We start from the raw sequence: 26,079 nt of genomic DNA on the forward strand, positions 1-26,079 counted from the left end.
GAGTAAATGCAGAAAAGACACAAAAAGTTGTATGTGTTAGTAAAAAAAATCGCAGATCTTATATTTTCCCAAGAAATCAGTATAAAGTTATAATCTGCACAGAGTCAGTTTATTATCATTTTTCAACCCCTACGCTTTTCAACAATAATTGAATAGTGTCGGTAATTACTACAGTATGATACAAAATTAAGATTGTTCCTAAATTAAACAGGTATCCAATAAAGGCAGTCAATGGAGTAATGCTTGACTTTTTAGCCTTAAAAAATATCATCAGAATAAAAGGCACAATTAAGGCTAAATATCTTCCCTGAAAATAAGGAACTCTGGAGGTAGCCAAAAGACATAAGCATACAAAGAGAATCAGAGGAATATTTTTTCTATTCGGCAAAATCTCTACACAACATCTATAAAAGAAAGCTGTTCCTATCAGGGCAGATAATATCATGATGATACTCCAGCTATATTTAATGAGAATAAAAAAAGATAAACCTGATAATTGTATGATGTATGATTTAAGGAAAGGAAAAGGAACAACAACACCGAATATCAAATGGACAGCAATCGTTATTAAAAGGAAATACTTTATGTTTTTAATCACAAAATCTTTTATATAACTACTGAAAAACAGCATTACCAGGGCCAACAGAAAAACAAACACATAGATAAAATCTACATTTACCATTTTTTCATGATTATATGAGGAGCTTTTAGGCAAAAGTCCACCCCATATCCAATAGAAATAAGCTGGTAAAGCGCAAGTGCTTATGAGCAGCATCGCTTTTTTCCAATAGTTACCTTTAGTGGTGATAATAAAGTATATCAGAAAAATTAATAAGAAAATAAAGGTTTGTTTTCCGGCTATAGCAAGGGAGCCACATAGACCTGTTAGCAGATACCAATACCACTCTTTATAAACTTTATCGAGTTTATTCAATAAAACATAGAAGGCAAATCCAAAAAAGAAAGTCGGATAATCTCCCATCACTCTTCCGGTCATCTGGAAAACATAAGGAGTAAGAACAAGTGTGTAGCCTAAAAATTTATCTGTGTTTTGTGTTTCATCTTTAAGACTTTTACTAAATAGCAAAGCAGTAAAAAACAGCCAAAAAAGGTTAAAAACTCTCATTCTGACAATGTTTCCCTGGGTAATATCTATTATAAGCAGATTAAACCAGGTGGTGATTATACCTGCCGTTCCTTTATAATCTCTGATAAATTCGATAGAAAATGGAGGGAACTTCGAATGTAAATTCTCGTAATAAATTGACTCGGCCTGTATAAATCTGTCAGGTGAAAAAATGATAAGAAATATCAGAGAAACCCAGGCCAATATAGTAATATATACAACAGCACTATTTTTTTGAATCATACCAGAAACGTAGCATAGATTTGAAAACACTTGTGATACTTTTCAATTTCACACCACTCGCTACACCATACTGTCGAGAATAATGTGTAATGGGTACTTCCTTGATTCTATAATCTGCCCGCATAGATTTTATGATAATCTCAGCATCATAAAATCCATCATGTGATTGCAGAGGCAACACTTCGTCGAAAATTTCTCTTTTATAAATTTTTAGTGCTGAATTCGTATCTTTCAGTTTTACATGAAAGAGCCTTTTTAGCATGTGATTATATACTTTAGATATAATCCATCTTTTCACACCATCTGCCCTCATTTCTCTGTTTCCGGATACTATATCATATTGTCCCTTAAAATTATACAAATTTACTAAATCATTCAGATTGAATTGTCCATCTCCATCTGTGTAAGCAACCCAATTATATCGTGCTAAGTTTACACCTTTCTGAAAAGTATATCCTACTCCTCCATTGGTAGCATTTCTTTCATAAACTAGATTTTTATATTCCTTTTTGAATGACTCCATAAGCTTCAGAGTATTATCTGTACTGGAATCATCAATAACTATTAATTCAAATTTATCAAAATTTGACGCTAAGATTGCATAAGCATCAGGCACAAGCTTCAGTAATGAATTGGCATCGTTATACGCTAATATAATTAATGAAATGTCTTTCATGATTACTGTTTTTTGGATGTATATACCCGATGAATCCCACTAATAGATAATCTTGGATGCCTACCACCTGACACCAGATGTAGTTGGTCGCCTATCCAGCCACTGATGATTCCATGACGAGCCTCGGGAATAGGATCATATTTTTCCCATTTGTTTGTTTCAGGGTCAAAAACCTCCATTACATTAAAGCAACTCCACACATTTTCTCCTCCATAGGTATAGATTTTATTGTTATGTACAGAAGAACCAAATCCTCCTCTCGGTGTCGGAATATCCGCCATTCTTGTCCATTTTTTTGTGGCAGGATTATACTCTTCTACAAAAGCCAGATTAAATCTTAAATCATCTTTTCTTCCTGAAAGAGCATACACTTTCCCATTGACACTTTCTGCTCTTAGGTGGTCACGGGGATGCTCCATTGATGGTGCAGTAAACCATTGGTTATTTTTTATCGAGTAGCCAAATAAAGCATTCGAAATAGCCTTATCTGGATTGATACCACCAACATACCAAATTGTATCATTACTGATACATACGCCACCTGCACCTCGTGCCTCAGGCATAGAAGCTAAGGTTTCCCAACTATTTGCAGCAGGATTATAGCGATATAAAGTATTGAGTGGCTCCCAGTTGGCAAACATAAAGCCTCTTATTCTCAATGATAAGGGTTTAAAGCCTCCAACCAGATAAACATATTTATTATCCTGTACCACGCCTACATGATTAATCGGCTGTGGGGTATCTTTGATTTTCTCCCACACTTTTGTTTGAGAAGAATATTTATACGAACTCAAAAGTGTTTGTCCGAATTGGTTGATGCCGCCGAAAATGTAAAATGAACCATTATGGGTAATTCCTCCTGCTTCAGTTCTTGGATCCGGCAATTCATTTTCTAAAGTAAATGTTCCATTTGTTGATTCAATTGATGATGATAATGGAAAGAGGCTCCAAGAGACAAACCACCATTTGGCAAGAAAAAAAACAATAAGCATCACTGAGAAAAGAATGAGATATTTCTTCATTAAAGTTTAGGGTTACGTATATAGGGCATTCGGGCATTACGTTTCGGTAATGCTAAAAACAGGTTTCAATTTTGAAATAATAAGTGATAAAGCTCTAGAATCAACCAATACTTAGACAAAAAACGAGAACAACAGCGATGAAAGAGTTGTGTACATTTTCAATGAAAAATTATGGCTAGGTGTAATTGATTCAGACTTGCAGTAAAGTCTGAATCAATCAAGGTGCAAGTTACATTTTTAATAGAATCGCTCAAAATAAAAAAATCCAACAATAGCCTTGCGCTCTTTATGTAATTTATCTTAATCATAAATGCCTATGCTTTTGTTTTTACTTAAAAGTGTTTCTAACTTGTGGACATATTCAGCTCTATAAAAACCTACACCTTTATGGTCAGACAAATTTCTTTGTTGATTGCCATTGTATGCTTGATGTTTTCAGAATCACTCATGGCACAATCAAAAATTGACAGCCTCTTACCTGTTCGAGGCTTTTGTATTGCTGCTCCTCAGCCTAAGCAATTAGATACTTTCGTAAAATTTATTAATGAAGAATTAGCTACAAGAAAAGTGAATACGCTGATATTGCGTGTAGACTGGAATTATCAGTTTCAAAGCCACCCTGAATTACGTGATAGTATTGCCCTATCAAAACAAGAGGTAAAGAAAATGGTAAAAGCTTGCCAGAAAAACAATATACGTATTATCCCTCAAATCAACTTACTAGGGCATCAGTCGTGGGCTAAAACTACCTATAATTTGCTAAAGGTATACCCACAATTTGATGAAACGCCACATGTAAAAATGCCTGAAAAATATGTATGGCCAAATGCTGACGGATTGTATTGCAAAAGCTATTGTCCACTTCACCCTGAGGTTCATAAAATCGTTTTTGAGTTAATAGACGAAATATGTGAAGTATTTGAAACAGACGCTTTTCATGCGGGCATGGATGAGGTGTTTTATATTGGTGACGATAAATGTCCACGATGTGGGGGTAGAGATAAAGCAGAATTATTTGCCGGAGAAGTGAATAAACTCAGAAACCACCTGGCCTTAAAAAATAGAAAACTCTGGATTTGGGGCGACAGATTGATTGACGGCAAAACCACAGGCATTGGTATGTGGGAAGGTAGTTTTAATAATACTTACAGAGCAATAGACCTGATAGAAAAAGACGTAATGATTTGCGACTGGCACTATGAAAGACCCGACCAGACAGCTGTCATTTTTGCTTCAAAAGGGCTGAATGTAATCACCTGCCCATGGAGAAACCCGAAAAATGCGGTACTACAAACGCAGGATATGGTCAGATTCAGGAAATCAGTTACACCTATAATGAAAGAGCGTTTTCAAGGCATGATGCAAACCGTATGGTCTGGCGCAGGACAGTTTCTGGATGAGTTCTATGGAGTAAAAGTAAATGCCGAGGCTGGAGAGAATACGCAATCAGCTTGTTTTAAGGCTATGTTTGAGGAGATTAAGAAAATAGAGGAAAGCAAATAAGAAACTATGGAAACTTCACTTAAACGTATTGCCTCTATTGATGTATTCAGGGCATTAACCATGCTCCTGATGATATTTGTAAATGATTTCTGGACATTGACAGGTATTCCCGACTGGCTGCAACACTCTGAAGCTCATGTGGATTTTCTGGGATTTTCAGATATTATTTTCCCTTGTTTTCTGTTTATTGTGGGCATGTCTATTCCTTTTGCCACTAAGGCAAGGATTGCTAAAGGAGAAAATAATTTTCAGATTATTCAGCATATAGTTTTGCGGTCAATTGCATTGCTAGTTATGGGGCTTTTTACAGTAAATATCCCTGAACTGAATGCTGAGGCAACTGGCATGAGTCAATCAACTTTTCAGGTGGTTGCTGTTATCGGTTTCTTTCTTATCTGGAACGTATATCCTAAAAGTGAGGATACTAAGAAATATCTCTTTATTGCCTTACAAGTGCTGGGAGTCGCTATTTTACTATTTCTTATATATAAGTTCAGAGGCGGAGATGGCGGTGCAAAAGCAGACATGATGCAACTACATTGGTGGGGTATTCTGGGGCTTATCGGCTGGACATACCTGACTTGTGCTATTCTCTATCTGTTCTTCTATAAGAATACAACCTTATTAATAGCTGCATGGCTATTTTTTAATCTTCTCTGCATTGCAGGGCATGCCAAATGGTTACAAATACTATGGCCAGGTGGTCCTGATGATTGGATTTTAGGGAATGGAGCTTTTTCAGCTTTTACTTTTACAGGTATATTAGCCACTAAACTATTAGAGCATTTTTATACGGCCGAAAAGAAAACAAAGCTCACCTATATCTACCTTGGTATCGGTATAGGGATGTTGATTATAGGTTTCTTCCTACGTAATTTCTTTATTATATCGAAGATTTATGCTACACCACCCTGGGTGTTTATTTGTTGCGGGATAGCCTTTATTACCTATGCTCTTATTTACTGGTTGACAGATTTGCAGCATAAAGCCCATTTGTTCAACATCATTAAACCTGCCGGTACAAGTACGTTGACTTGCTATCTGATACCCTATATTGTTTACTCGTTCTATATTGCTTTGCCTGTTAGCCTGACTTTTGGCATGGTAGGTTTAATTAAATCTATGGTATTTAGTTTGCTGATTATCGGGATTACGGCTTTGCTTGGGAAGATTGGTATTAAATTGAAGATATGAGTTGTCTTATAAATCCTATTTAGTAGAGACGCAATACGTCTCTACTAAAAATACAAAATAATTATTTGCTTCTTTGGATAGCTTTTAACAGCGAAGTATCATCCGTAGTATCAAGCACGATTTCCCAGATCATTACCCCGCCACAACCGCGTTGTTTAGCTAATTTCACTTTGTTTTCTATCGTAATAGTTCCGTTATAAAAGGCTCCTTTCCAATAATCATCGTATTTACTTGCCCCGTCTTTTATTAAATCACTATAACCCGGGCCGTAGTTACCCATCCCTTTTTTAGAATAGAATGGTAAACCTAGCAAAGCTTTGTGGGCAGGTAAACCACGTTCTTTTATCCAGTAGTCCAGACTTTGAACTGCCAGCGAATAAGGCGAGTGCGCTATCACATAGCTTGGGCCGTAATCATCGTCATAAGCCATCAGATTCAGCCAGTCCATTTTATCAAATGCTTCTTTTTTAATACCTCCGCCTTTAATACCACGAGAGATGACAGCGGCTGTTAGCTTCTTACCTTTTTTATGGAGTGAATCAGCTAATTCAGAAACCAGACTCACATAATGGTCTGCTGATGGACTGTTTTCATCCGGGTATTCCCAATCTAAATCTACGCCATCCACCTGATAAGTTCTCACAAATCGCATCACGTTTTTCACGAAAGTATGTCTGCCTTCGGCACGCTCAGCCATTTTATGGAAACGGGTATCGTCTCCGCCCGCATCGCCAATACCCCAGCCACCAATGGAGATAAATACTGATTTTTTATGCTGATGGGCAATTTTCACTAAACTCTTCAGGTTTTCAGGTTGGCTGATTGGTAAAAGAGTATCTCCTGATTTAGCAGGGATAGCAAAGGCATAATTAATATGCGTCAGCAAATTGAAAGGCAATTTTTCAGGGGGAATTGATGGAGTATAATAAGCTACCACCTTAAAATCTTTGGTTTGTGCTGATACGGAAAGAATGGTTACATGGATAATCAATAGAGACAGTAACAAGTTTTTAATTTTCATTTTTCTTTGGATTTGGTTTATAATTATTCAATCACCAACCAGATATACCCTTCGGCAGGCAATTGAATGGTAATTTCTATGGAATAATCTCTGTTGAGCTGGTAAATAGTTGTTTTACCATTCTCAGTTCTTATTTTAGCCTCTTTGGTAAGACCAGTATAGTATAATGGCAATTTGATTTTCCGGGTAATGGCTTCTTTTAATGGATTATACAGCATCACCAAGCCTTTGGTAGATAAAGCTGGATTCACATGCATGATCCCATCCCAGTCTCTACCATCAGGGCGACGAAGATGGATAATATCCGAATTCAGAATATCTCTGTGTTTTTTATACCAGTTAATGGTTTCTATCACTACTTGTTTAGTGGCATCCGTATCATATAATCGTGGACCGCGGTAACAGGCTTGCACACCTGCGCCATAGTATTGCATCATTAATTGTTTGTAATCGTTGAGGTGTTCACTTAGTGGTTCTAAAACTGCCTCCGCTCCCCCACCCTGATACTTGGTAAGCGGCACAAAACCCCAGCCCATTGACGGAATTTTGTCCCAGGTACCATCAAAAATATTTTGTCGGTTCAATATCTTCTGTTGCTCTCTTGATAAGGAAAAATTCACCTCTCTATATCCCAGAGCAATCTTATGTGTACCATCCAGAAAATACCAGTCAGGAGCATTGATATAAACACCCCGTGAATTGAGCCATTGGTAAAACTCTTTCTGCATTTGCATCTGCACCCATTGTGAATCTTCTAAACCCTTATGTCCGGGATGCTTGGTAGAAGCACAAACATCGCCCGGATATGGGCCATCATGTTCCAACAAGTCAAAGCCCGTTTCTGCAATAAATTTCTTCAAGCTATTAATATAATTGATGCCCCATTTACTAGCCAGACAAGGCGCATTGCCAAAGAAGGCACCTTTATCGGGTAAACCCGTCACAGGATCAATTACATCGTTTTCATCATCAATCCTGCGGCTACTGAATAAAGAATACCCCCCTAATTTGATGCCTTTGCTGTGCGCATAATCAGCTAGTTCCTTAAACTTTTTGATATTCGCATCCGAAGCATCTTCCATATTTAACCCACTTCCAAAACTTAAAATCACCATTTCATAACCTGTTTCAGCACATTGATCAATCACAGCTTTCACTTTCGTCGGATCAGTGCTAATCAGGTGCATGAAGATTGGATTCTGGGTTGTCCATGGAGCAATGGTACGATACATTTTCCGGCGGGCTAACCCGTTTCGTTCTCTATCATAACTATCCAGAAGTAATTCATAAGAACGGATAGACTTATAGCTTTCATTCTTAGCTAAATCAATGCCCACACCTAAACTCGGATACACTTCTACAACGCATGGGGTTTCATAATTATAATTAACCTGTGAGGTATAAGAACTATCTATCTTCCAATGGGTAGCCTGGTCTGAGAGTTCATAACGCATAGCATTGTTATAAGCATAGTTATTCTCAATGTAAAGCTTCTGAGGCTTTTTCATCTTTTCAGGCTTTCCTACTACTGCCGATTCCTCTTCCGGTGTAGCCAATATTTCATTGACAACCTGCGTCAACTTAAAAGTACCATTTGATTTATTTTCAATACTTACCCATTTGCTCAGAAGTGGAATCCCATCAAATATTTCATAATGCACCGCTACTTCAATCCCCTTTAATGCAGGCAAATCAGATTTAAATACCAGTATCAAACTTTTGCCAGCAGGCAGATTTTTATTCGCTGTCCAGGTAGTAGATTTCCAATCGAAATGAGGTTTTACCTCGCCTATTTCGTAGCGGATAAATTGAAAATCTTCTGATTGACTGGTAAATGTATCTACCCATTCTTCCAGAAGATAGCCGTGTTCTTTTTGCCCATATAGCCCTCCAATATTATACGATTTGCCATTAATCACCACACTTGCTTCGGGTCTTACTGAACGGACAAATTGCTCATTAGTTGTCAGATTCTTAAAACTGACTGTAGCTGCATTAGGGCTTATCCGTAACTGGCGGGTAATGAGTCCATTGGTGATTTCCAGTAGCTTCCCATTTTGCAAAGCTTTTACCTCGCTTTTTTGTGTAAAGGGTTGAATCAACCAATCTTTGCTGGGCGATTGGGCAAATACCGTATTAGCCGCTATCAGGCTAGTTAATAATAGATGGCGTAGAGTCTTAGAAGCAAACATATTATTTCAGAGCGTCGGTTAGTTCATAAGTCCAGGCAAATTGACAAGGGATTGTATTCGGGTTTACTTGTGGAGCCGTTATTGTAAGTACCTTGTTTTTATAGGTATATTTTACCTCTCCATCGAAACCCATTAGTTTTACTTTCACAGGCTTTTCTACATTTTCAACCGTAATCGTTTCCTGCCATTTGCTGGCAATAGCATAGATATTCTTGCCTTTTTGCGTAAAATGCAATTTTGATTCTTTGGTATAGGCAGGCGCTTTATCCCATTTACGCGTGCCATAGATGGCAGTACCATTGATTTTCAACCAATCGCCCATTTCTTTCAATCGTTGCTGCATAATTACTGGAATACGCCCATCGGAGGTTGGCCCGATATTCAATAGGAAATTACCTCCACGTGATACAATGTCTACTAGCTGATGCACCAATTGTTCGCCTGTCTGATACACTTCAAGGTTTTCATTCCGATTATATCCGAATGATTCTCCAATACCACGGCATTCCTCCCAAGGTCTGGCAAAACCGTTAGTTGGTGAATTATCTGTTCCTCCATGACCATATTCAGAAGTGTAAAAACTCCCATGTTTGCTTTTGGTATCATTGCCCCATCGGTCGTTTACTACCACAGAATTTTTCACAGGTGAATCATTATATAACCACGAAAGAAACTCTTCGCTCTTCCATGTTTTAGCCGGATGATCCCACTCACCATCTGTCCACAAAATATCGGGTTGATACTTCGTAACTAAATCTTTCATTTGCGGAGTCATGCGCTCATTTACGTAGGTATTTACATCGCTCTTATAGATAGGATTAAACCACTCATATAAAGAATAATAGTAACCCATGTGTAGATTTTTGGCTTTTACGGCTTTAGATAAATCTCCGGCTAAATCTCTATGCGGGCCAACATCAACGGCATTCCAGTTCCATGACTGAGGGCTTGGCCACAAGGTAAAACCTTCATGATGTTTAGAGGTCAATACCACATATTTCGCTCCGGCCTGTTCGAATATCTTTGCCCAATCGTCAGGCTTAAATAATTCGGCTTTGAATTGTTGTACAAAATCCTGATAAGAAGCTTTACCATAGTTTTTCTCATGAAATTCTACAAACTCTTTATGGATTTTAAGATTAGGTGCAAACAGGCGCTGCCAATACCATTCGGCATAGCCACTACCAAAACCATCAGCATTTGAATTGGTTGCCCAGGCAGGCACAGAGTAAATTCCCCAGTGAATAAAAATGCCAAATTTGGCATCTTCAAACCAGGCAGGAGTCTGTCGCTGGTCAAGACTTTGCCAGTTGGGTTGATATTGGGCGTATGTGTGAAAACATACCAGTGTGGTCAGGATTATCAGGTATTTTTTCATGAAACAGGTTATAATGGTGTAATAAAGGCGCAAAGAAAGGCGTGAAACGGTTTGAAACCGCGGCACGCCTATGGCAACTAATTATTATAGGATATAAGTTTGCTTATTTGGGGAAATGACTCTTGGCCATAAATACTTTACCACCGTCGTCGGCAAGGGTCACCGAATAGCTAAAACCGTGCTGAATAGAGTAAGCACCATATTCGCCTTGCTTGTTGATGGCGATAAAACCTACCTGAAAACCTTTGGCTTTTTCAGGGTTGATTTTCACGATACGTTCCACTGCAATTTTACAGGCTTCTTCAGGTGTTTTGCCCAAACGCATCATTTCGACTACTAAATGCGTTCCGGCCACTCTGATTACTTCTTCACCCTGACCAGATGAGGTAGCTGCACCGATTTCGTTATCTACAAATAAACCTGCTCCGATAATAGGAGAATCACCAATACGGCCATGCAGTTTAAAGGCCATTCCACTGGTAGTACAAGCACCTGATAGATTGCCTGACGCATCTAAAGCAATGGTTCCCATTGTATCATGATTAGGCGTGCCATCGTCAAAATAGCTTGGTGCAAATGGGCCGCCATCCGTTTTTTTGGCTTTTATCTGCTGTTTCTCAATATTAATAACAGGTTTATATTCTGATTTTTTCAACCATTCTTTATAAGTTTTCTCTGCATCGGCTGATAATTTGTCCGGCTCTCTTTTAAAACCATTGGCTAGGGCAAATTGTAAGGCACCGTCACCAGCCAGCATCACGTGTGGTGTAGTTTCCATCAGTTTACGTGCAACCGAAATCGGGTGTTTGATATGCTGTAAAAAGGCTACCGAACCGCAATTGGCTTTCTCGTCCATGATACAGGCATCTAAGGTCACTTTTCCATCTCGATCTGGATTCCCACCTAAACCCACGCAACAATTAATGGTATCTTCGATTGAATTGGCTGCTACCTCTACGGCATCTAAGGCACGGCCGTTTTTCTTCAGCACTTTCCATGCCTCGGCATTTACGGCCAGGCCGCTATCCCACGTAGAAACTACAATAGGTTTGGTAGACATGGTTTTCTTGTTTGAAAAAGCCTTGGTTGCTGAAATAAATGGTAAACTCAGCGCTGACCATTGTATAAATTTTCTTCTTGATTGCATTAGTTTGTTGGTTCGTAGGTTATGAGAAAAGATTGTTAGTATTTTACAAATGTACGTTCAAATGTGCCATCATCATAAAAATCAAGGATTGCATAGGCTGGTTCAAAATCTCTGAAAGCCCCCTTCCACCAACCACCTGAAACGGCTCCATTATTTAGATAAGTCAAATCCCAATACGTAAGCGACTCTTGCATATGCAAATGCCCGCTCAGACAGGTTTTGATATTAGGATAATTTCTGAATAGCTTCACCATATCAAATACATCGGTGTGCATCAGGTTGCGCGGTGTTACGATATCGCCATTTTCTTCATTCTTATTCAGAAACAAGCCTGATGCTGCTGATAAAATCGGGATATGTGAGGCTATACAGATATATTGGCTTGATGTTGTCGCTGCCAGTTCGCCTTTCAGCCACTCTAATTGCTCAGGGTCAAAATAGGCGATATAACCACCTTTAGGATTCAGTTGAGTAGAGTCAAGGACAATAAATTTCCAGCCTTTCTTCGTAAACGAATAATACCTTTTGGGCATCTGAAATTCGTCTACGACCCATTGTTTTCCGTACAATTTATCACCTTTTACATCTTCTGTTTTGCTAAACCAACCCCAGATGTCATGGTTGCCGATAATATGCTTTACTTCTAGTTTATTATTCTCTTTTAATAGTTTCTGAAAGAGTTTAAACTGGGTCTGTGTTTCGTCTTTTGATTTCTCCAGGCCATCGAAAATAGCGTCTCCCCCATTAATGATAAAATCAGGTTTGGGGTTTAGCGCATTGGCACTCTGATAGGCCTTTGCCATGCCTTCCTCTGCTATCTTGCTTGGGAATACATGCACATCGCTCAGATAGGCAACTCTTAGCGATTTTTTTCGAGTAGGTGCGGCGGTGGCTTCAAAGCCAGCCAGAGTACCTGCCATGGCGCTGTTTCTCAGGAAACGACGACGATTCATAAAATGTGATGGTTTATTGTCTGATGATTTTTAGTACCCATGCATAGCTATTGCCCGCTGTCTTTCTCACTTTTTCCGGAATCTCTACTATTACCTTACCTTCTTTTGCTACCCATTTCAACTTTTCATTGCTACCTAATAGGCTCACCAAAGTATTTTTTGATAAAGCCAGATTGTGTATTTCAATAGTTGCCGGAATAGCCTCGCCTTCGTCTGCTCTATAAATAGCATAAGTAGTATTGGCATTATGCGTAAACACCAATTTGTTTTGTTTACCTATTTCGTTATCACCTCTGGTATTGTAAATGGCCTCGCTATTTACCTTCATCCATTTACCAATTTCTTCCAGACGCTGATAGGCTTCGGCGTGAAAATCTCCTTGTGGACTAGGGGCAATATTCAACAGCAAGTTACCATTTTTTGATACTACGTCGGTCAGAATATGGATTAATTTTCGGGCAGGTTTGAAATTTTCTTTCGGGATATAACTCCACGAATCACCCATAGTCATACAGGTTTCCCACGGAATAGGCATATAATGGTCAGGAATTTGTTGCTCTGGCGTTACGTAGTTTTCAAACTCACCACTTACGGTTCTGTCTACAACCAATAAGCCCGGCTGATGTTCTCTTCCCATTTTAGCGATGCGCGCCATGTCAATATCCTGATCGAAAGGAATGGTCTTTTGCCACGACACAGAAGTATCAATACTGCTAAACGGACGTACCCAGCCCCCATCTAACCAAAGAATGTCCATCTTTCCATAATCACTCATCAATTCTTCTATCTGGTTATAGGTAAATTGCTTGAAGCTCTTCCATTTTTCAGGATATTTAGCCGGATGATACGATGGATTACGGTCTTTCGGTGGGAAATATGACCACCAGTAATCATTGGTATGCCAATCCGGTTTAGAGAAATAAGCGCCAATCATAAAATCATCTTTGCGGAATGCTCCAAAAATCTCTTTAGCCACATTGCTTCTTGGATTTGACGCAAATGGTGTATTGGTAATTTTATAATCGGTTTGCTTGGTATCAAACATACAGAAACCATCATGGTGCTTGGTGGTGAAAACCAGGTATTTCATCCCGGCATTTTTTGCTGCCGCCGACCATTTCTCTGGATTAAATTCTATTGGATTAAAGGTTTTAGGAAGGGCTTCGTAGGCTTTCTTATATTCATACCAGTTATCTTTATAAGGCCCTTTGCGCTCGCACCAACCTTCGTCTTCCGGGCAAAGGCTCCAGCTTTCTACAATGCCCCATTGGCTATAAGTGCCCCAGTGCATCATTAAGCCAAATTTCACATTCTGCCACTGGTTTAGTTTTTCTTTTACCTTAGGGTCATTCGGAACCACGTATTTGTCATGATTCTGTTCTGAATGTTGTTGGGCAGAAAGGGTTTGCCCAAAGAGCACCATAAGACCTACTATTACTTTCTTCATTTGTTTAGGATTTGGAGGAAAAAGAACCCCATCCCTAACCCTTCCCAAACAGTGGAGAAGGGAACGAAGCCCCTCTCCCTACTGTTGGGGAGAGGGGTTGAGGTGTGGGGTTTTCTTCCAATATCTATATTAATTATTTGCTTCAGTTTTATTACGAGATACAATCTCGTGATACATTAAAAAGTCTGCTTCAATAAATGCGGGCGTTCACGCTCAATTTTCAGTATCATTTCACCAAAAAGTGTATTTGCCCAGGCAAACCATTTGCGGGTGAATTTAGTGGCATCGTCTTTATCGAAAGATTCGTGCATGAAGCCTGTGCCTGCATGTGTATGTTTCAGAAAACGCAATTGTGCAATAATCTCCTGATCATTATTTGAGGTCATAGCGCGCATGATGATACTCATCGGCCATATCTGATTAACCAGTGTATGCGGGCTACCGATCCCCTCGGCGGCTTTGCCTTTGAAGAAATAAGGATTACTATCACTCAGCACAAATCGACGGGTATTCTGATAGACAGGGTCAGTTGCTTTTACTGCTCCTAAATAGGGCAAGCTTAGCAAATTAGGCACATTGGCATCGTCTTGTAATAGGCGGTTGCCAAAACCATCTACTTCCATGGCATATATCTGCCCATAAACCGGATGGCTGATGATAGCGAATTTCTTGATAGCCGCTTCTACCTGATTGGCAAAGGCAGTACACTCTTTTGCAAAAGCCACATCTTTAATTACCTTCTCCGAAATCTCTGCTAGTTGACGGAAAGAAACTACGGCAAACAGATTGGAAGGAATCAGAAATGGATACAATGTAGCATCATCAGACGGGCGGAAAATGCTGTGAATCAGGCCGTTTGGTTTGGTATTATTGCCATAGCCATTGCCCGGCACTGTATCTGTTGACCATGAAGTGGTACGACCAAAATGGTATGGACCTCTGTCTGTCAGGCGTTGTTGCACACGACAGGTAGCTATAATCAATTTGGCGGCTTGAAGCCATTTCGCATCAAAAACACTGGTATCACCTGATATTTTCCAGTAATGATAGGCCAGACGAACGGTATAGCACAAGGAATCCAGTTCCCATTTACGTTCGTGAAGCTCAGGCTTCATATCTGTGTGGTCTGATAGCCACTCTGATTTACCCGCGCCATCGTTAAAGGCATTGGCATAAGGGTCTATCAGAATACATTCTGTCTGGCGATTGATCACTCCGGCTATTAAGTCTTTGAGTTTGGGATCTTGTTTGATTAAAGGTAAATAAGGCCATACCTGCGCTGAACTATCGCGAAGCCACATGGCATGAATATCTCCTGTAATGACAAAAGTATCAGGTCTGTCATTTTTGGTTTTAAAAATGACAGTCGTATCTAAAGTATTCGGAAAACAATTCTCAAACAACCAGCCTAATTCAGCATCTTTAATAGATGATTTCATGCGTTGAATGGTAGCTTCAATCACCGGGCTGGTGAAGTTTCTTTTGTCCGACCCTACACGAACGGTTGGAAAATCGGCAGCAAATACATTGCCGCCTGCCATCATACCGATTCCGGCAAGAGAGGTAGTTTTAATGAAAGTTCTTCTATCAGGGTGTTGCATTTGTTTAGGTTAGGGTTAAATCTTATAGCTTGGTTTCTTTCCTTAATATCTCAGCGGCTTCTTTATCGTCATACATTGCAATCAATCTGTTTAACTCCTGCTTTAGTGAATTTATCAAAGGCTTTGGCGCAGAAGCATAGATGTTTTTCAGCTCTTTCGGGTCGGTTTTCAAATCATATAATTCCCAAAAATCTCCATCATCATAAAATCTGATGAGTTTATAACGATCAGTCCGCACGCCGAAATGTGGCATGGTATTATGCTCGTCAGGGTATTCGTAATAATGATAATATAGAGATTTACGCCACGATGCAGGTTTCTGATTTTTGAGAAGCGGCATTAAAGATTTTCCTTGAATATCGTCTGGGACATTTACTCCGGCTAACTCAAGAAAAGTAGGTGCAAAATCAATGTTCTGAGCAAAGTTATTAATGACTGTGCCTTTCTTTATCAATTTTGGATATTTCATCACTAAAGGTACATGGAAAGATTCTTCATACATAAAGCGTTTATCGAACCAGCCATGCTCACCCAGGTAAAAACCCTGATCAGAGGCATAAACGATCAAGGTATTTTCTGTCAAACCGTTTTTATCCAGATAATCTAATACCTTGCCTATGTTTCTGTCTAACGATTTCACGCAAGCCATATAATCGTGCATATAACGCTGGAACTTCCATTCCTCTAATGCCTTGCCTGTCAGGTTTTGCTTCTTGAATTGTTCATTCAAAGGCTCATAATAAGAATTATAGGCTTTTAGTTGCGCCTCGTTCATACGTTTTTTATGAGGCAGATTGTTATCATCTACTTTCAGGTCATAGTCCATGCGCAGATCTTTTGCAATGTGCATTTTTTGTCTCTGAGCTGCTACTCTACCCTCGTAAGTATCGTAGAACGTATCAGGCATTTTAAACTTTACACCATCAAAAGCATGTAAGTCGGCAGTATCTGGTAACCACGTACGGTGTGGTGCGTTTTGACCAATAATCAGGCAAAAGGGTTTGGCAGTATCATGTTTATTCTGCAACCAATCTATCGCCCTGCCTGCAATAATATCCGAGGCGTAGCCCTCCTGGCGACGGGTTTGCCCGTCCATCTCAATAAAATCAGGATTATAATAAGACCCCTGTCCCGGCAGGATTGACCAGTAATTAAAAAACTTCGGCAGATTCACCAGATGCCATTTACCAATCCAGCCGGTTTCATAGCCTGCTTCCTGTAAATGCTTCGGAAAAATATCCTGATTCGTATCAAACTTAGTCTTATTATTAATATGCCCGTTTTTATGACTGAATTTACCAGTCAGGAGTGTAGCCCTGCTTGGCCCACAAATAGAATTTGTACAGAACATATTTCTGAAAATGGCTCCATCTTTGGCAATTCTGTCAATATTCGGGGTTTTAATATGTTGACTGCCATAGGCACTAATGGCCTGCAAAGCATGGTCGTCAGAAAAAATAATCAGAATATTCGGCCGGATTGGAGCAGTTTTTTTCTGATTGAAAGAGGAAAATGAAAAAGCCAGCATGATAAAGGCGAATGCCTTAAGTAGATATCTCTTCATTAACTGGTTATTAAGCTGTTTTCAATAAATTCTCCACAACATAAGTATGTACCCCATAGATTTTGGCGTTTTCGCCTAGTTGGGAAATCTCTATACTTAGGTCTTCTTTGAAGTCTGTCAGACAGTATTTATTAATGGCGTGTTCAATCGGGTTCACGATTAATTTCTGTGCTTTTGAAAGAACTCCATCAATAATGATAATCTGTGGGTTAAATAAGTGCACGGCTATCGAAAGGCCTTTGCCTAACTCTAAACCTATGTTATGAATAATGTCTATGGCAAAAGCATCGCCTTGTTGGGCAGCTTCAATCACCATTTCAAGGTTAATGTCTTCAATATGATCTTTATATTCGCCTAGTTTAGAGACCTTCCCCTGGCGTAAGCCATCTTTAATATTTTTAAGCAGCGAAGAAGCAGAAGTAATGGTATCCAGACAACCCACTTTGCCACAGGTACAAAGCACACCATCTGGATTGACCTGAATATGGCCTAACTCTCCGGCAAAACCAGATGCACCGTCGAAAATCTCACCATTTACTACTACCCCCAGACCGATTCCCCAGTCAACGTTGATAGAAAGCACATGGTGTTTGCCTTTAGCCAGACCAAAACGATATTCGCCAAAAGCATTCGCCTTAGAGTCGTTGATGACGGTAGCAGGCAATTTGAAATGTTCTTCAATAGCTTTACCTAAAGACTTGTTCTCACTATTCAGGCTTTTGTAGGTATAGTTGATACCTGTATTCTTGTTCACCAAACCCGGAATAGACACCCCCAAAGCAATCAGTTTTTTACCTTTGGTTATTTTTTGTTCAATCACACCGTCTACCAATCCAAAAAGAGTCTCCAGGAAAGATGGGTTATTTTTCAGCTGTAAATCGAATACCTGTGTAAATACCACCTGATTGCGAAGATTGAGGATAAATACTTTGGTATCGTGCGTATTAATGTCTAATACCAACACAAATTTTTCCTTTGAATTAATCCCATAAATAGCAGGACGGCGGCCTTGTTTGGATACGCCAAAGCCCGTTTCTACAATCCATTTTTCCTCAACTAATTCTTCAATAAGCGCAGTGATTGAAGGAATACTGATGTGTAAAGAATGAGACAGTTCGGCGATAGTGTTGGTTTCGTTGAAATACAGTTCGGATATGATTCCTTTTTTTTGTTTGTTTTTTTTGATGTCAATAACAGATTCCTTACTGGTTATTTCAATCTCGTTATAGAGGGTAGCTTCTGACATAGGTTTTTTATAGTTAAATAAGGTTAGGCTCATACTATGCATACCCGGGTGAGCAATTAAAAAGGTATGCAAGCAGATGTCTGGTTTAGCTTTGGGTCGTCAATTAAAAAAAATACTAAGCAATTTATTAAAAAAATACTATCGCTTCTTTCCACAAAGCTATTTTTTGCAAATCAAGCCTAAATATCATACAAAATTTAATAATATATCCCATATTTTTAAAAAAATTTAATAATTACTTTTTATTAAATAATTTTTATTTATGTTTGTAGCCATATTTAACAGTTTTTTAAAAAAACCTTAACTCAACCCTAACCTAAACCGTATCTATTTCAGACAACAGCTTTTAACCCGCATTCTTAATCCACTTACTAATAAATACCTTTATAAGCCTGTTCATCTCTGATTTTCTTATCAGAATTACAGAGAATAAATGTTTAGTACCATAAGAATGTTTAACCCTAAACCGTCAAATTATCGCTAAAATTTACACTAAAAGCCTCGCCTCACTATTGAAGCAAAGTATATAGTGGGTAATAATGATTATTACTTCGAAACTTCTGCACGGTTTATACCCAGAAGCCGCTTTCAATATTTTTCTATCGGATTGGCATTTTCTAAAGACAATCCGGAAAATCAATCAAGAACTTTTAAAGCAATCATTTTAAACCTAGTCAAATTATATGAGAAATTTTTTACCAAAGTTGGTGCTGATATTATTGATGGGCTTTAGCCTGCCGGTATTAGCACAGACCGTTACAGGTAAGGTGACCTCAGGCGGAGAGCCGATACCTGGTGTTTCGGTTACTGTAAAAGGTACAAACAACGGAACTGTAACAGACCCTGAAGGAAAGTACTCTATAAGCGTACCAAATTCAAAAATCACATTGGTCGTATCGTTTATTGGTTTTGCTACTCAAAACGTTGAAGTAAACGGTCGTTCTATCATCGATATCGAATTAGTTGAAGATAGCAAACAATTAAACGAGGTGGTTGTAACTGCCTTGGGCATCAAAAGAGAATCGAAATCAATCGGTTATTCTGCACAAAAAATCGCTTCAAAAGATTTAGTACAAGCTGCTCCACCAGATATCGCTTCTGGTTTGATGGGTAAATCAGCAGGTTTGAATATCTCTGTACCGAATGGTGTTCAAGGTGGTTCGCAAAGAATCGTGATCAGAGGTAACAACAGTATCTTAGGTACTAACCAACCTTTGATTGTTATTGATGGTATTCAGGTGCAAAACGACCCTGTGGGTGGTACACAAGGTAAAAGCAGTGACGTAACCAGCCCGAAAGACTGGGGTTCGTTTCTGAACTTTATCAATACTGACGAAGTAGAAGATATTACAGTTTTGAAAGGTGCTAACGCAGCGGCTCTTTATGGTGCCCGTGGTGCCAATGGTGTAATTATGATTACAAGCAAAAAGGGTGGTAAAAGAGAGGGTTTCGGTTTAGATTATAACTTCTCGTCTTTATCAACTACTGCTTATCGTTATATGGATGTACAAAATTCGTATGGTTATGGCGGAGCTTCTGCGTTATGGTCGGCTACGCAACCTTTTCCTACTGTGAATGGTCAACCACGCTACCCGGGCAACTATCCTTGGGATGCACAAGATGTAAACAACAACTACCGTAGTGGTGGTGCTATTCCTGGCGGATATTCTTCTTGGGATATTTTCAGCTGGTATGGTCCTGCTTCTTCATGGGGTCATAAACTGGATGGCACTGAAATAACCTGGTGGGATGGTGTAAAACGTAAGTGGGAGGCACAACCAGATAATAGAAAAGCGTATTTCCAGACTGGTCATACCAATACACATAACCTTTCGTTCAGCGGTGGCGGTGATTATGGTTCACTACGTGTAGGTTTAACCAGATTAGACAACAAAGCGATTGTTCCTAACAGTAACTACGACCAGACTAACGTAAACTTAGGTTCATCGTTAAATATCTCGAAAAAAGTAAAAGCTGAAATCACTGGTAGCTATACAAACTACAACCGTTTGAATACCCCTGAGTCTGCAAACGATAACGGTTGGGCTAACTTCATGATTCACGGTATGTCACGCGATTATATTCCGTTAGAATTAGATTCATATAAAAACGCTGACGGAAGCAAAAACATCTTTGACCAGTCTTCTCCATTCAAATACTATCCTTATAACAACAACGCATTTAAGGATATGTTCTGGAAATTCTACGAAAACAACCAACGTCTTTCTCGTAACCAATTGTTAGGCTCTATCCGTCTATCGGCTGATGTTACACCTTGGTTGAACTTAGCAGGACGTGCCTCTATCAACAATGCTACTACTTCTATTGAAAGCAAAAATACGCCAATCGATGTAGCAGGTATTCAGGGCCAATATGGTGTGGAAAACATCGCTAATCAGGATGTAAACTTTGAAGCTTTCACTACTTTACATAAAGATGGTTTGTTTGGTTCTAAATTCAACGGTAGTTTATTAGTAGGTAACTCTGCCCTACGTAGCAGAAGTCATGGTGTAAATACCTGGAATGCTGGTAACTTTGATGTTCCGTTCAAATATTACCTGAACAACAATCTTGATAAAACCAAAATCACAACTGGTGAAACCCGTTATGATATGAACCTGAACTCATTGTTCGGTATCGCGGATTTATCATACAACAACTATTTGTTCCTACAATTGACAGGAAGAAATGACTGGTCTTCAACTTTGCCTATTGCAACTTCATCTTATTTCTTCCCATCAGGAAGTTTAAGCTTTGTGTTTACTGAGGCAATTGATGCATTCAAAAATCAGAACGTATTGAGTTATGGTAAATTAAAAGTATCGTTGGCACAAAGTGCGAATGGTGCTAGCCCATACATGACACAATATACTTACAATACCTCTACCATTACCAATACTATCAACGGTACTGCGGCTACTTCGTTCGGTGGCTTACCTGTACGTAGTTTACAAACTACTTTGCCTCCGGCTGGTTTATTACAACCACAAAGAAACAAATCGTTTGAAATTGGTACTGAGCTAGGTTTCTTAAACGGTAAATTGAGCGCGGAATTGACTTATTACCAAACAAGAGCAACCAGCCAGATTTTAAGTTCTTCTTTGGCAACATCCTCAGGTGCTACTGCGGTTACTTTCAATACAGGAGAGTTATCTAACAAAGGTTTTGAGTTTATCGTAAGAGCAACTCCGGTTAACTCAGGTTCTTTCAGATGGGATTTGGCTTTGAATGGTGCACATAACCAGAATAAAGTTATCTCTCTGGCGGATGGTATAGAGCGTTATCCATTAGCTGACCTTTGGGGAACTAACGGTGCTTTGATGTACGTAAAAGCAGGCGAAAACTATGGTACTATCTATGGTTATGATTATACTTACCTGAACGGACAAAAAGTTGTACAAAAAGTACTTGACAAAACAACTGGTGCTGTAGTAGGAACACAATATGTAACAACTGCAGATCCGGTAGCTATCGGTAATACTACACCAAAATTAACAGGAGGTTTGAGTAATACATTCCGTTACAAAAACTTCAGCTTGTATATCCTGACTGATTTCAAATGGGGTGGAGATATTTACTCGGCTGATTACGGTGCTTCTATGGGTCATGGTTTGTCGCCAAGTACTTTGGTTGAAAGAGACGGTGGCGGATTGCCATATACATACCCTGATGGTAGCACGGCTAACCACGGTGTTATTTTAGAAGGTGTATTTGCTGACGGTACTAAAAACACAGATGTAGTACACTATATGTATAAATATGCAGGTCAGTATATGGGTTGGTCGAACGTGAAAATGCCAAGAAGCAACCTGATTTTCGAAAACTCATGGGCTAAATTACGTGAGTTGAACCTTACTTACTCTATACCATCAGCTATCGTAAAACGTACTGGATTCTTACAAGGATTAGATGTATCGTTTGTTGGCCGTAACCTGTTCTATTTATTCACAACCTTGCCTGACAAAATGAACCCAGAGGCAATTAACGGTATTGGTAACGCTCAAGGTTTCCAATGGTCGCAATACCCTGGTACACGTGATTTAGGTTTCTCATTAAAAGCAAGGTTATAATCTATTAAACACAGAATCATGAAACATTTATCAAAAATAGCTATCGTTGCCTTGCTTGTTACTTCGGTATCTTGTAAGAAAGACTTTGAAGAAATCAATGCGCCCTGGGATAAACCAAATAGCGCCTCTACTCCTGAGATGTTCAACGCAGTGGTAAGTTCATTGCCATTGACAGCAGGAGAACAATCAGTAATGAATGCCTGGATTTACCCTATCACGCAGCAAGCGGCTATCACGTCGGGTTCATACCCTTATGATAACGCCAAAGGTGCGGTGTGGGAAAATTACTACTATACTTTAGCAAACGCACGTATCATCGAAGACCGCATTGAGAAAGATGCTAATCCGGCTTCAATGACAAACGTATCGGCCATGTTGAAAACCATCATGGCTTATAAGAGCTTCAAAGCTACCAACTATTTTGGTGCAATGCCTTATAAAGAAGCTGGTTATGCGGCACTTGCGGCTTCTAAGGGAACAGGAGTATATAAAGCCAAATACAATACGCAACAGGAAATCTATACCGACATTTTGACTAATCTGAAATGGGCAGTTGATAACCTGAAAGCAGATGCATCTCAAGTTTCGTTAGGCAACTACGAAACGCTTTTCAAAGGTGACGTAGCGATGTGGACTAAGTTTGCAAACAGTCTTCGTTTATATATAGCTGCTACGATCTATGACAAAGACAAAACATTGGCAACTACACATATCACCGAAGCATTGACCAAACCATTATTGGCTGATACTGATAATGTGGGTATCTGGCCTGCAGCGTTGAATCTTTCTTTACAATGGCGTGAGTGGTCGTTCTCGGCTAACTGTTATTTGAGAATGGGTTCTACGATGTGGCACCTGATGTCGGCAAATGATAACAAAGACGGTAGTGGTATTTTCGACCCTCGTGCAAAAATCTTCTATGAGCCAAATAACGCAGGTGAATGGGTAGCGTATCCACAAAACCCAATCTCTGGTGTAACACCAACTGAAGGTGGTTTGCCATACGATAAAAAACGTTATACAGCCTGGAGCGATAAAGGTGCCAGCAACCTTTACTCACCAGTAAACTTGTATTTCGAGCAGGATTTAACTTCTGTTCCTGAGTTAATCTTAACAGCAGCGCAAGTACGTTTTATCAAAGCTGAGATTTATAACAGAGGTATGGGCGTAACTGCCAATGCCGCAACAGCTAAAACTGAATACGAAGCAGGTGTGAAAGCATCGGTAGATATGTGGAAAGGTATTGCGGTTAGCTCTCCTGTATGGACAGTAGCGAAACCAGCTTCGGCTAAAGCAACTACAGCTGAAATGACTACTTTGTTGGCTAGCCCGGCAGTAGCTTATTCGGCTGATGCCACTACAGCATTAAACCAGATTTATGCACAGTTGTGGATTGACCAATTCAGACAACCATTTGATGCCTGGACTTTGAAGAGAAGAACCGGAAACAAAACGCCGATGTCGACTTCGAATACACAGTATTATACAGGAAACTTTGCTAACTACAGCCGTTTTGTGTACCCTGATGATGAAATCACTTACAATGCTGAAAACTTTAAAACAGCAGCGGGTGGTACGAATCTGAATACAACAAAATTGTGGATAGCACAATAATTTCAAAGAAGAATTTGTATCTTTGAATTACAAATGAAAATTATTAAGTAGAATTGTTTCATCATAGTTTTTCCAGAAAAAAGGCCCTCTGTTGAGGGCTTTTTTCTTTTTTCAATTTACCAACCCTACTACCTAAAATTATTCTACCCATTCTTTGTACTGCTTATCATTTTTATCCGCAATTATCTTCTACGTATATATAGTAAATTGAGTTTTTAAATTAATTTTGTGGGATTTTTTACCTAAAACTCACTACCACTTAATGAAAGAATTCTTCGTAAAAACTGTTGTGTTCCTAAAAAGGGTTAGTATCCTTTATCGTCTGGCCGGAATCGTTCTGGCACTTATCGCTATTTTCACAATCGCTTTGCCTGATCTTCAGTTTAATATGGCCTCGGGCAAGCCTGTAGAAATGACTTTAGATCAATTGTTCAAAACTCCGACGACGGATTTACCCCGTTATCTTAAAATTACCGATGCCGTTGTGCCGTCAGGTTCGTATGTAGAAATACGTAAGGCCACAAGCAATTCATTGCAGGAGATTTACTATCCGGTTTATCCGAGTGCTACCGTAAAGTCTAAACTGAATATGGCTAATATTGATAGCCTGAGGGATATAGCCGGTAACGACTCAACAGCATTCAGAGTAACTACTGATGCATCAGGTGGTCTTGCTGTCGTAGCTAATACCAATAACATTGAAGCGAAACTGGTTATCCATGATACGCACGTAACAGATAAAGATCTGGACAGTCTCTATTTCAGCTCTCCGGATTTTAGTATTGAAGGTCGTTACAGTGGCACATCTTTGCCTGACAATATCAAACGTTTATTGACCAAAGAAGATGTAAAAATCAGCGACAATGTAATCATGCTGAGCCGTGGTGATAAGGGTATGGATTCTTTTACCGCCATTATGTTGATTATCGGAGCAATTGTATTGGGTATACTATGTATCTTAACGCTTATACCTAACGACACACTAGCCAGTTTCGCCGGATTTAATAGCTGGGCAGCATTTGAGAGTGCTACAACAAGTATAGTCAATATTCCTGCTAATATTACGATAGCCCCTATGGGTAAAAGAATACTGGCATTTGTGATAGACTTCGCTATCATTACTGGTATTAATTATAGCCTTCCGGAAGACATGAAAGCTTCTTATTTGTATAGTGCTGTTGTCGCATTTATTTATTTTATTGTAGCTGATATTGCCTTGAAAGGTTCTTCTTTAGGTAAAATGGCTGTCAGACAAAAGGTTGTTCTACTTAATGGAGATCTGACAGTTAAAGAGATTGTTATCAGAAATCTGGTAAAAGCTTTGTGTAATATGTTCCCTCTTATTTTTCTATACGCATTTAGTAATGACGCCAAACAAACCATCCATGATATGGTAGCTAAAACTGTTGTAGCAGAGACAGGAAATAATAGTATTTAAACGATAATCATGTACTAAAAAACGCCAAAAGCCATCAGCAAAACACTGATGGCTTTTGGCTTATATGAATAAACAAGCATTAGTTTAAAATCGGAAATTCTGCTTTTAGTTCGTCATCCAGTTTATCAGCCCAGTATTCAAAGTCAGAAATAAAGGTAGATAATTCGTTATAATCAATACCTTTGATGTCTCTTTCAAAACTTGCCCATACTTTAGAAGAATTAGGTGTCAAGGCAAATTTAATTCCTAATTTAATATCATTCAGTTCAAGCAAACGACGGTAGAATGCCATCGGGTTAGCCAAAGGTATTTCCATTATCGGACAGAAAATGCGTAAAAAATCGCGTCGTGAACCATTTTCAAAATTCAACTTCTGAATCCATACTTCAATATTGGCAGAACCGTTTTTCCACTGCCAGTTAGTTTTTTCGGGATTGTACACTTGTTCACGAGTAAGTCCAACAGATTCAGCATAGCAATGAACCATTTCCGTCACACGGTTATAATGTACATCTAAAGGACTAGGTGAAATATTCTGAGAGTTATCCATGTCTATAAAAAAGAGTTTTTAAAATTATGATTAGTTTTTTGTTTTGATAATAGATGATTCGCAAATTAACGAATTAGAAATGACAAATATTTAA

Annotated in this window: 18 protein-coding genes; 5 read left to right on the top strand and 13 right to left on the bottom strand. The window is 39.1% G+C overall.

The genetic code is table 11. From position 1 onward, the window contains the following. Window positions 1-115 precede the first annotated feature (115 nt). Genes ACYVFA_RS27920 through ACYVFA_RS27930 form a run of 3 tightly spaced genes read right to left on the bottom strand, consistent with a single transcriptional unit; the run spans window position 116 to window position 3,067 of the window. Entirely contained in the window at window positions 116-1,369 is a 1,254-nt protein-coding gene (locus tag ACYVFA_RS27920; protein ID WP_460475156.1) for a hypothetical protein, read from the bottom strand. Further along, the gene (locus ACYVFA_RS27925) at window positions 1,353-2,045 is read right to left on the bottom strand and encodes a glycosyltransferase family 2 protein (RefSeq protein ID WP_460475157.1); all 693 of its coding nucleotides are present in this window, start codon (window positions 2,043-2,045) and stop codon (window positions 1,353-1,355) included. Before ACYVFA_RS27925 ends, ACYVFA_RS27920 begins: the two co-directional genes overlap by 17 nt. A 2-nt stretch (window positions 2,046-2,047) precedes the next feature. Continuing rightward, window positions 2,048-3,067 carry a Kelch repeat-containing protein gene (locus tag ACYVFA_RS27930; protein WP_460475158.1) on the bottom strand — a complete coding sequence of 340 codons (1,020 nt, stop codon included), beginning with the start codon at window positions 3,065-3,067 and terminating at the stop codon, window positions 2,048-2,050. Between the two features lie 387 nt (window positions 3,068-3,454). Here ACYVFA_RS27930 and ACYVFA_RS27935 point away from each other — a divergent pair, with 387 nt between their 5' ends. Beyond that, window positions 3,455-4,570, top strand: coding sequence for a family 20 glycosylhydrolase (locus tag ACYVFA_RS27935; protein WP_460475159.1), 1,116 nt, complete (start codon window positions 3,455-3,457; stop codon window positions 4,568-4,570). Window positions 4,571-4,576: 6 nt separating this feature from the next. Next, complete coding sequence (locus ACYVFA_RS27940; protein WP_460475160.1) at window positions 4,577-5,764, top strand: DUF5009 domain-containing protein; 1,188 nt, start codon at window positions 4,577-4,579, stop codon at window positions 5,762-5,764. Window positions 5,765-5,825: 61 nt separating this feature from the next. On the opposite strand, the gene ACYVFA_RS27945 is transcribed toward ACYVFA_RS27940, so the two are convergent. The 9 genes from ACYVFA_RS27945 to ACYVFA_RS27985 form a co-directional block, all read right to left on the bottom strand. Further along, window positions 5,826-6,785, bottom strand: coding sequence for a glycoside hydrolase family 18 protein (locus tag ACYVFA_RS27945; protein ID WP_460475161.1), 960 nt, complete (start codon window positions 6,783-6,785; stop codon window positions 5,826-5,828). Window positions 6,786-6,808: 23 nt separating this feature from the next. Beyond that, window positions 6,809-8,977, bottom strand: a complete 2,169-nt coding sequence (locus ACYVFA_RS27950; RefSeq protein WP_460475162.1) for an alpha-galactosidase — start codon at window positions 8,975-8,977, stop codon at window positions 6,809-6,811. Window position 8,978: 1 nt separating this feature from the next. After that, a complete protein-coding gene (locus tag ACYVFA_RS27955; protein ID WP_460475163.1) occupies window positions 8,979-10,355 on the bottom strand; it encodes an alpha-L-fucosidase in 1,377 nt (458 codons plus the stop codon). Window positions 10,356-10,458: 103 nt separating this feature from the next. After that, complete coding sequence (locus ACYVFA_RS27960) at window positions 10,459-11,502, bottom strand: isoaspartyl peptidase/L-asparaginase family protein (protein WP_460475164.1); 1,044 nt, start codon at window positions 11,500-11,502, stop codon at window positions 10,459-10,461. Window positions 11,503-11,537: 35 nt separating this feature from the next. Beyond that, window positions 11,538-12,455, bottom strand: a complete 918-nt coding sequence (locus ACYVFA_RS27965) for a metallophosphoesterase family protein (protein WP_460475165.1) — start codon at window positions 12,453-12,455, stop codon at window positions 11,538-11,540. Between the two features lie 13 nt (window positions 12,456-12,468). Continuing rightward, window positions 12,469-13,902 (bottom strand): alpha-L-fucosidase, encoded by a 1,434-nt coding sequence (locus tag ACYVFA_RS27970; protein ID WP_460475166.1) that lies wholly within the window; start codon window positions 13,900-13,902, stop codon window positions 12,469-12,471. Between the two features lie 176 nt (window positions 13,903-14,078). Continuing rightward, on the bottom strand, window positions 14,079-15,503 hold the full coding sequence (locus ACYVFA_RS27975) for a glycoside hydrolase family 125 protein (protein WP_460475167.1): 1,425 nt from the start codon (window positions 15,501-15,503) through the stop codon (window positions 14,079-14,081). A 22-nt stretch (window positions 15,504-15,525) separates the two neighbouring features. Beyond that, a complete protein-coding gene (locus tag ACYVFA_RS27980; RefSeq protein WP_460475168.1) occupies window positions 15,526-17,067 on the bottom strand; it encodes a sulfatase family protein in 1,542 nt (513 codons plus the stop codon). A 10-nt stretch (window positions 17,068-17,077) separates the two neighbouring features. Beyond that, window positions 17,078-18,346 carry an ROK family protein gene (locus ACYVFA_RS27985; protein WP_460475169.1) on the bottom strand — a complete coding sequence of 423 codons (1,269 nt, stop codon included), beginning with the start codon at window positions 18,344-18,346 and terminating at the stop codon, window positions 17,078-17,080. 650 nt (window positions 18,347-18,996) lie between these two features. On the opposite strand from ACYVFA_RS27985, the gene ACYVFA_RS27990 reads away from it, so the two are divergent. The 3 genes from ACYVFA_RS27990 to ACYVFA_RS28000 all read left to right on the top strand — a co-directional run bounded on the left by ACYVFA_RS27990 (window position 18,997) and on the right by ACYVFA_RS28000 (window position 25,435). After that, window positions 18,997-22,383 (top strand): SusC/RagA family TonB-linked outer membrane protein, encoded by a 3,387-nt coding sequence (locus tag ACYVFA_RS27990; RefSeq protein WP_460475170.1) that lies wholly within the window; start codon window positions 18,997-18,999, stop codon window positions 22,381-22,383. Window positions 22,384-22,401: 18 nt separating this feature from the next. Further along, window positions 22,402-23,997 carry a RagB/SusD family nutrient uptake outer membrane protein gene (locus ACYVFA_RS27995; RefSeq protein ID WP_460475171.1) on the top strand — a complete coding sequence of 532 codons (1,596 nt, stop codon included), beginning with the start codon at window positions 22,402-22,404 and terminating at the stop codon, window positions 23,995-23,997. A gap of 262 nt (window positions 23,998-24,259) precedes the next feature. Continuing rightward, a complete protein-coding gene (locus ACYVFA_RS28000) occupies window positions 24,260-25,435 on the top strand; it encodes an RDD family protein (protein WP_460475172.1) in 1,176 nt (391 codons plus the stop codon). Between the two features lie 79 nt (window positions 25,436-25,514). Here the strand turns inward: ACYVFA_RS28000 and ACYVFA_RS28005 are convergent, their stop codons facing one another. After that, entirely contained in the window at window positions 25,515-25,985 is a 471-nt protein-coding gene (locus ACYVFA_RS28005) for a YbjN domain-containing protein (protein ID WP_460475173.1), read from the bottom strand. Window positions 25,986-26,079: the final 94 nt, after the last annotated feature.

The organism is Emticicia fontis (assembly GCF_054779675.1).

Coding starts and splice junctions, on each gene's coding strand:
- ACYVFA_RS27980 (WP_460475168.1), bottom strand. CDS start 17,067: ATGAAGAGATATCTACTTAAGGCATTCGCCTTTATCATGCTGGCTTTT.
- ACYVFA_RS27965 (WP_460475165.1), bottom strand. CDS start 12,455: ATGAATCGTCGTCGTTTCCTGAGAAACAGCGCCATGGCAGGTACTCTG.
- ACYVFA_RS28000 (WP_460475172.1), top strand. CDS start 24,260: ATGAAAGAATTCTTCGTAAAAACTGTTGTGTTCCTAAAAAGGGTTAGT.
- ACYVFA_RS28005 (WP_460475173.1), bottom strand. CDS start 25,985: ATGGATAACTCTCAGAATATTTCACCTAGTCCTTTAGATGTACATTAT.
- ACYVFA_RS27930 (WP_460475158.1), bottom strand. CDS start 3,067: ATGAAGAAATATCTCATTCTTTTCTCAGTGATGCTTATTGTTTTTTTT.
- ACYVFA_RS27975 (WP_460475167.1), bottom strand. CDS start 15,503: ATGCAACACCCTGATAGAAGAACTTTCATTAAAACTACCTCTCTTGCC.
- ACYVFA_RS27925 (WP_460475157.1), bottom strand. CDS start 2,045: ATGAAAGACATTTCATTAATTATATTAGCGTATAACGATGCCAATTCA.
- ACYVFA_RS27990 (WP_460475170.1), top strand. CDS start 18,997: ATGAGAAATTTTTTACCAAAGTTGGTGCTGATATTATTGATGGGCTTT.
- ACYVFA_RS27970 (WP_460475166.1), bottom strand. CDS start 13,902: ATGAAGAAAGTAATAGTAGGTCTTATGGTGCTCTTTGGGCAAACCCTT.
- ACYVFA_RS27960 (WP_460475164.1), bottom strand. CDS start 11,502: ATGCAATCAAGAAGAAAATTTATACAATGGTCAGCGCTGAGTTTACCA.
- ACYVFA_RS27955 (WP_460475163.1), bottom strand. CDS start 10,355: ATGAAAAAATACCTGATAATCCTGACCACACTGGTATGTTTTCACACA.
- ACYVFA_RS27935 (WP_460475159.1), top strand. CDS start 3,455: ATGGTCAGACAAATTTCTTTGTTGATTGCCATTGTATGCTTGATGTTT.
- ACYVFA_RS27940 (WP_460475160.1), top strand. CDS start 4,577: ATGGAAACTTCACTTAAACGTATTGCCTCTATTGATGTATTCAGGGCA.
- ACYVFA_RS27995 (WP_460475171.1), top strand. CDS start 22,402: ATGAAACATTTATCAAAAATAGCTATCGTTGCCTTGCTTGTTACTTCG.
- ACYVFA_RS27985 (WP_460475169.1), bottom strand. CDS start 18,346: ATGAGCCTAACCTTATTTAACTATAAAAAACCTATGTCAGAAGCTACC.
- ACYVFA_RS27950 (WP_460475162.1), bottom strand. CDS start 8,977: ATGTTTGCTTCTAAGACTCTACGCCATCTATTATTAACTAGCCTGATA.
- ACYVFA_RS27945 (WP_460475161.1), bottom strand. CDS start 6,785: ATGAAAATTAAAAACTTGTTACTGTCTCTATTGATTATCCATGTAACC.
- ACYVFA_RS27920 (WP_460475156.1), bottom strand. CDS start 1,369: ATGATTCAAAAAAATAGTGCTGTTGTATATATTACTATATTGGCCTGG.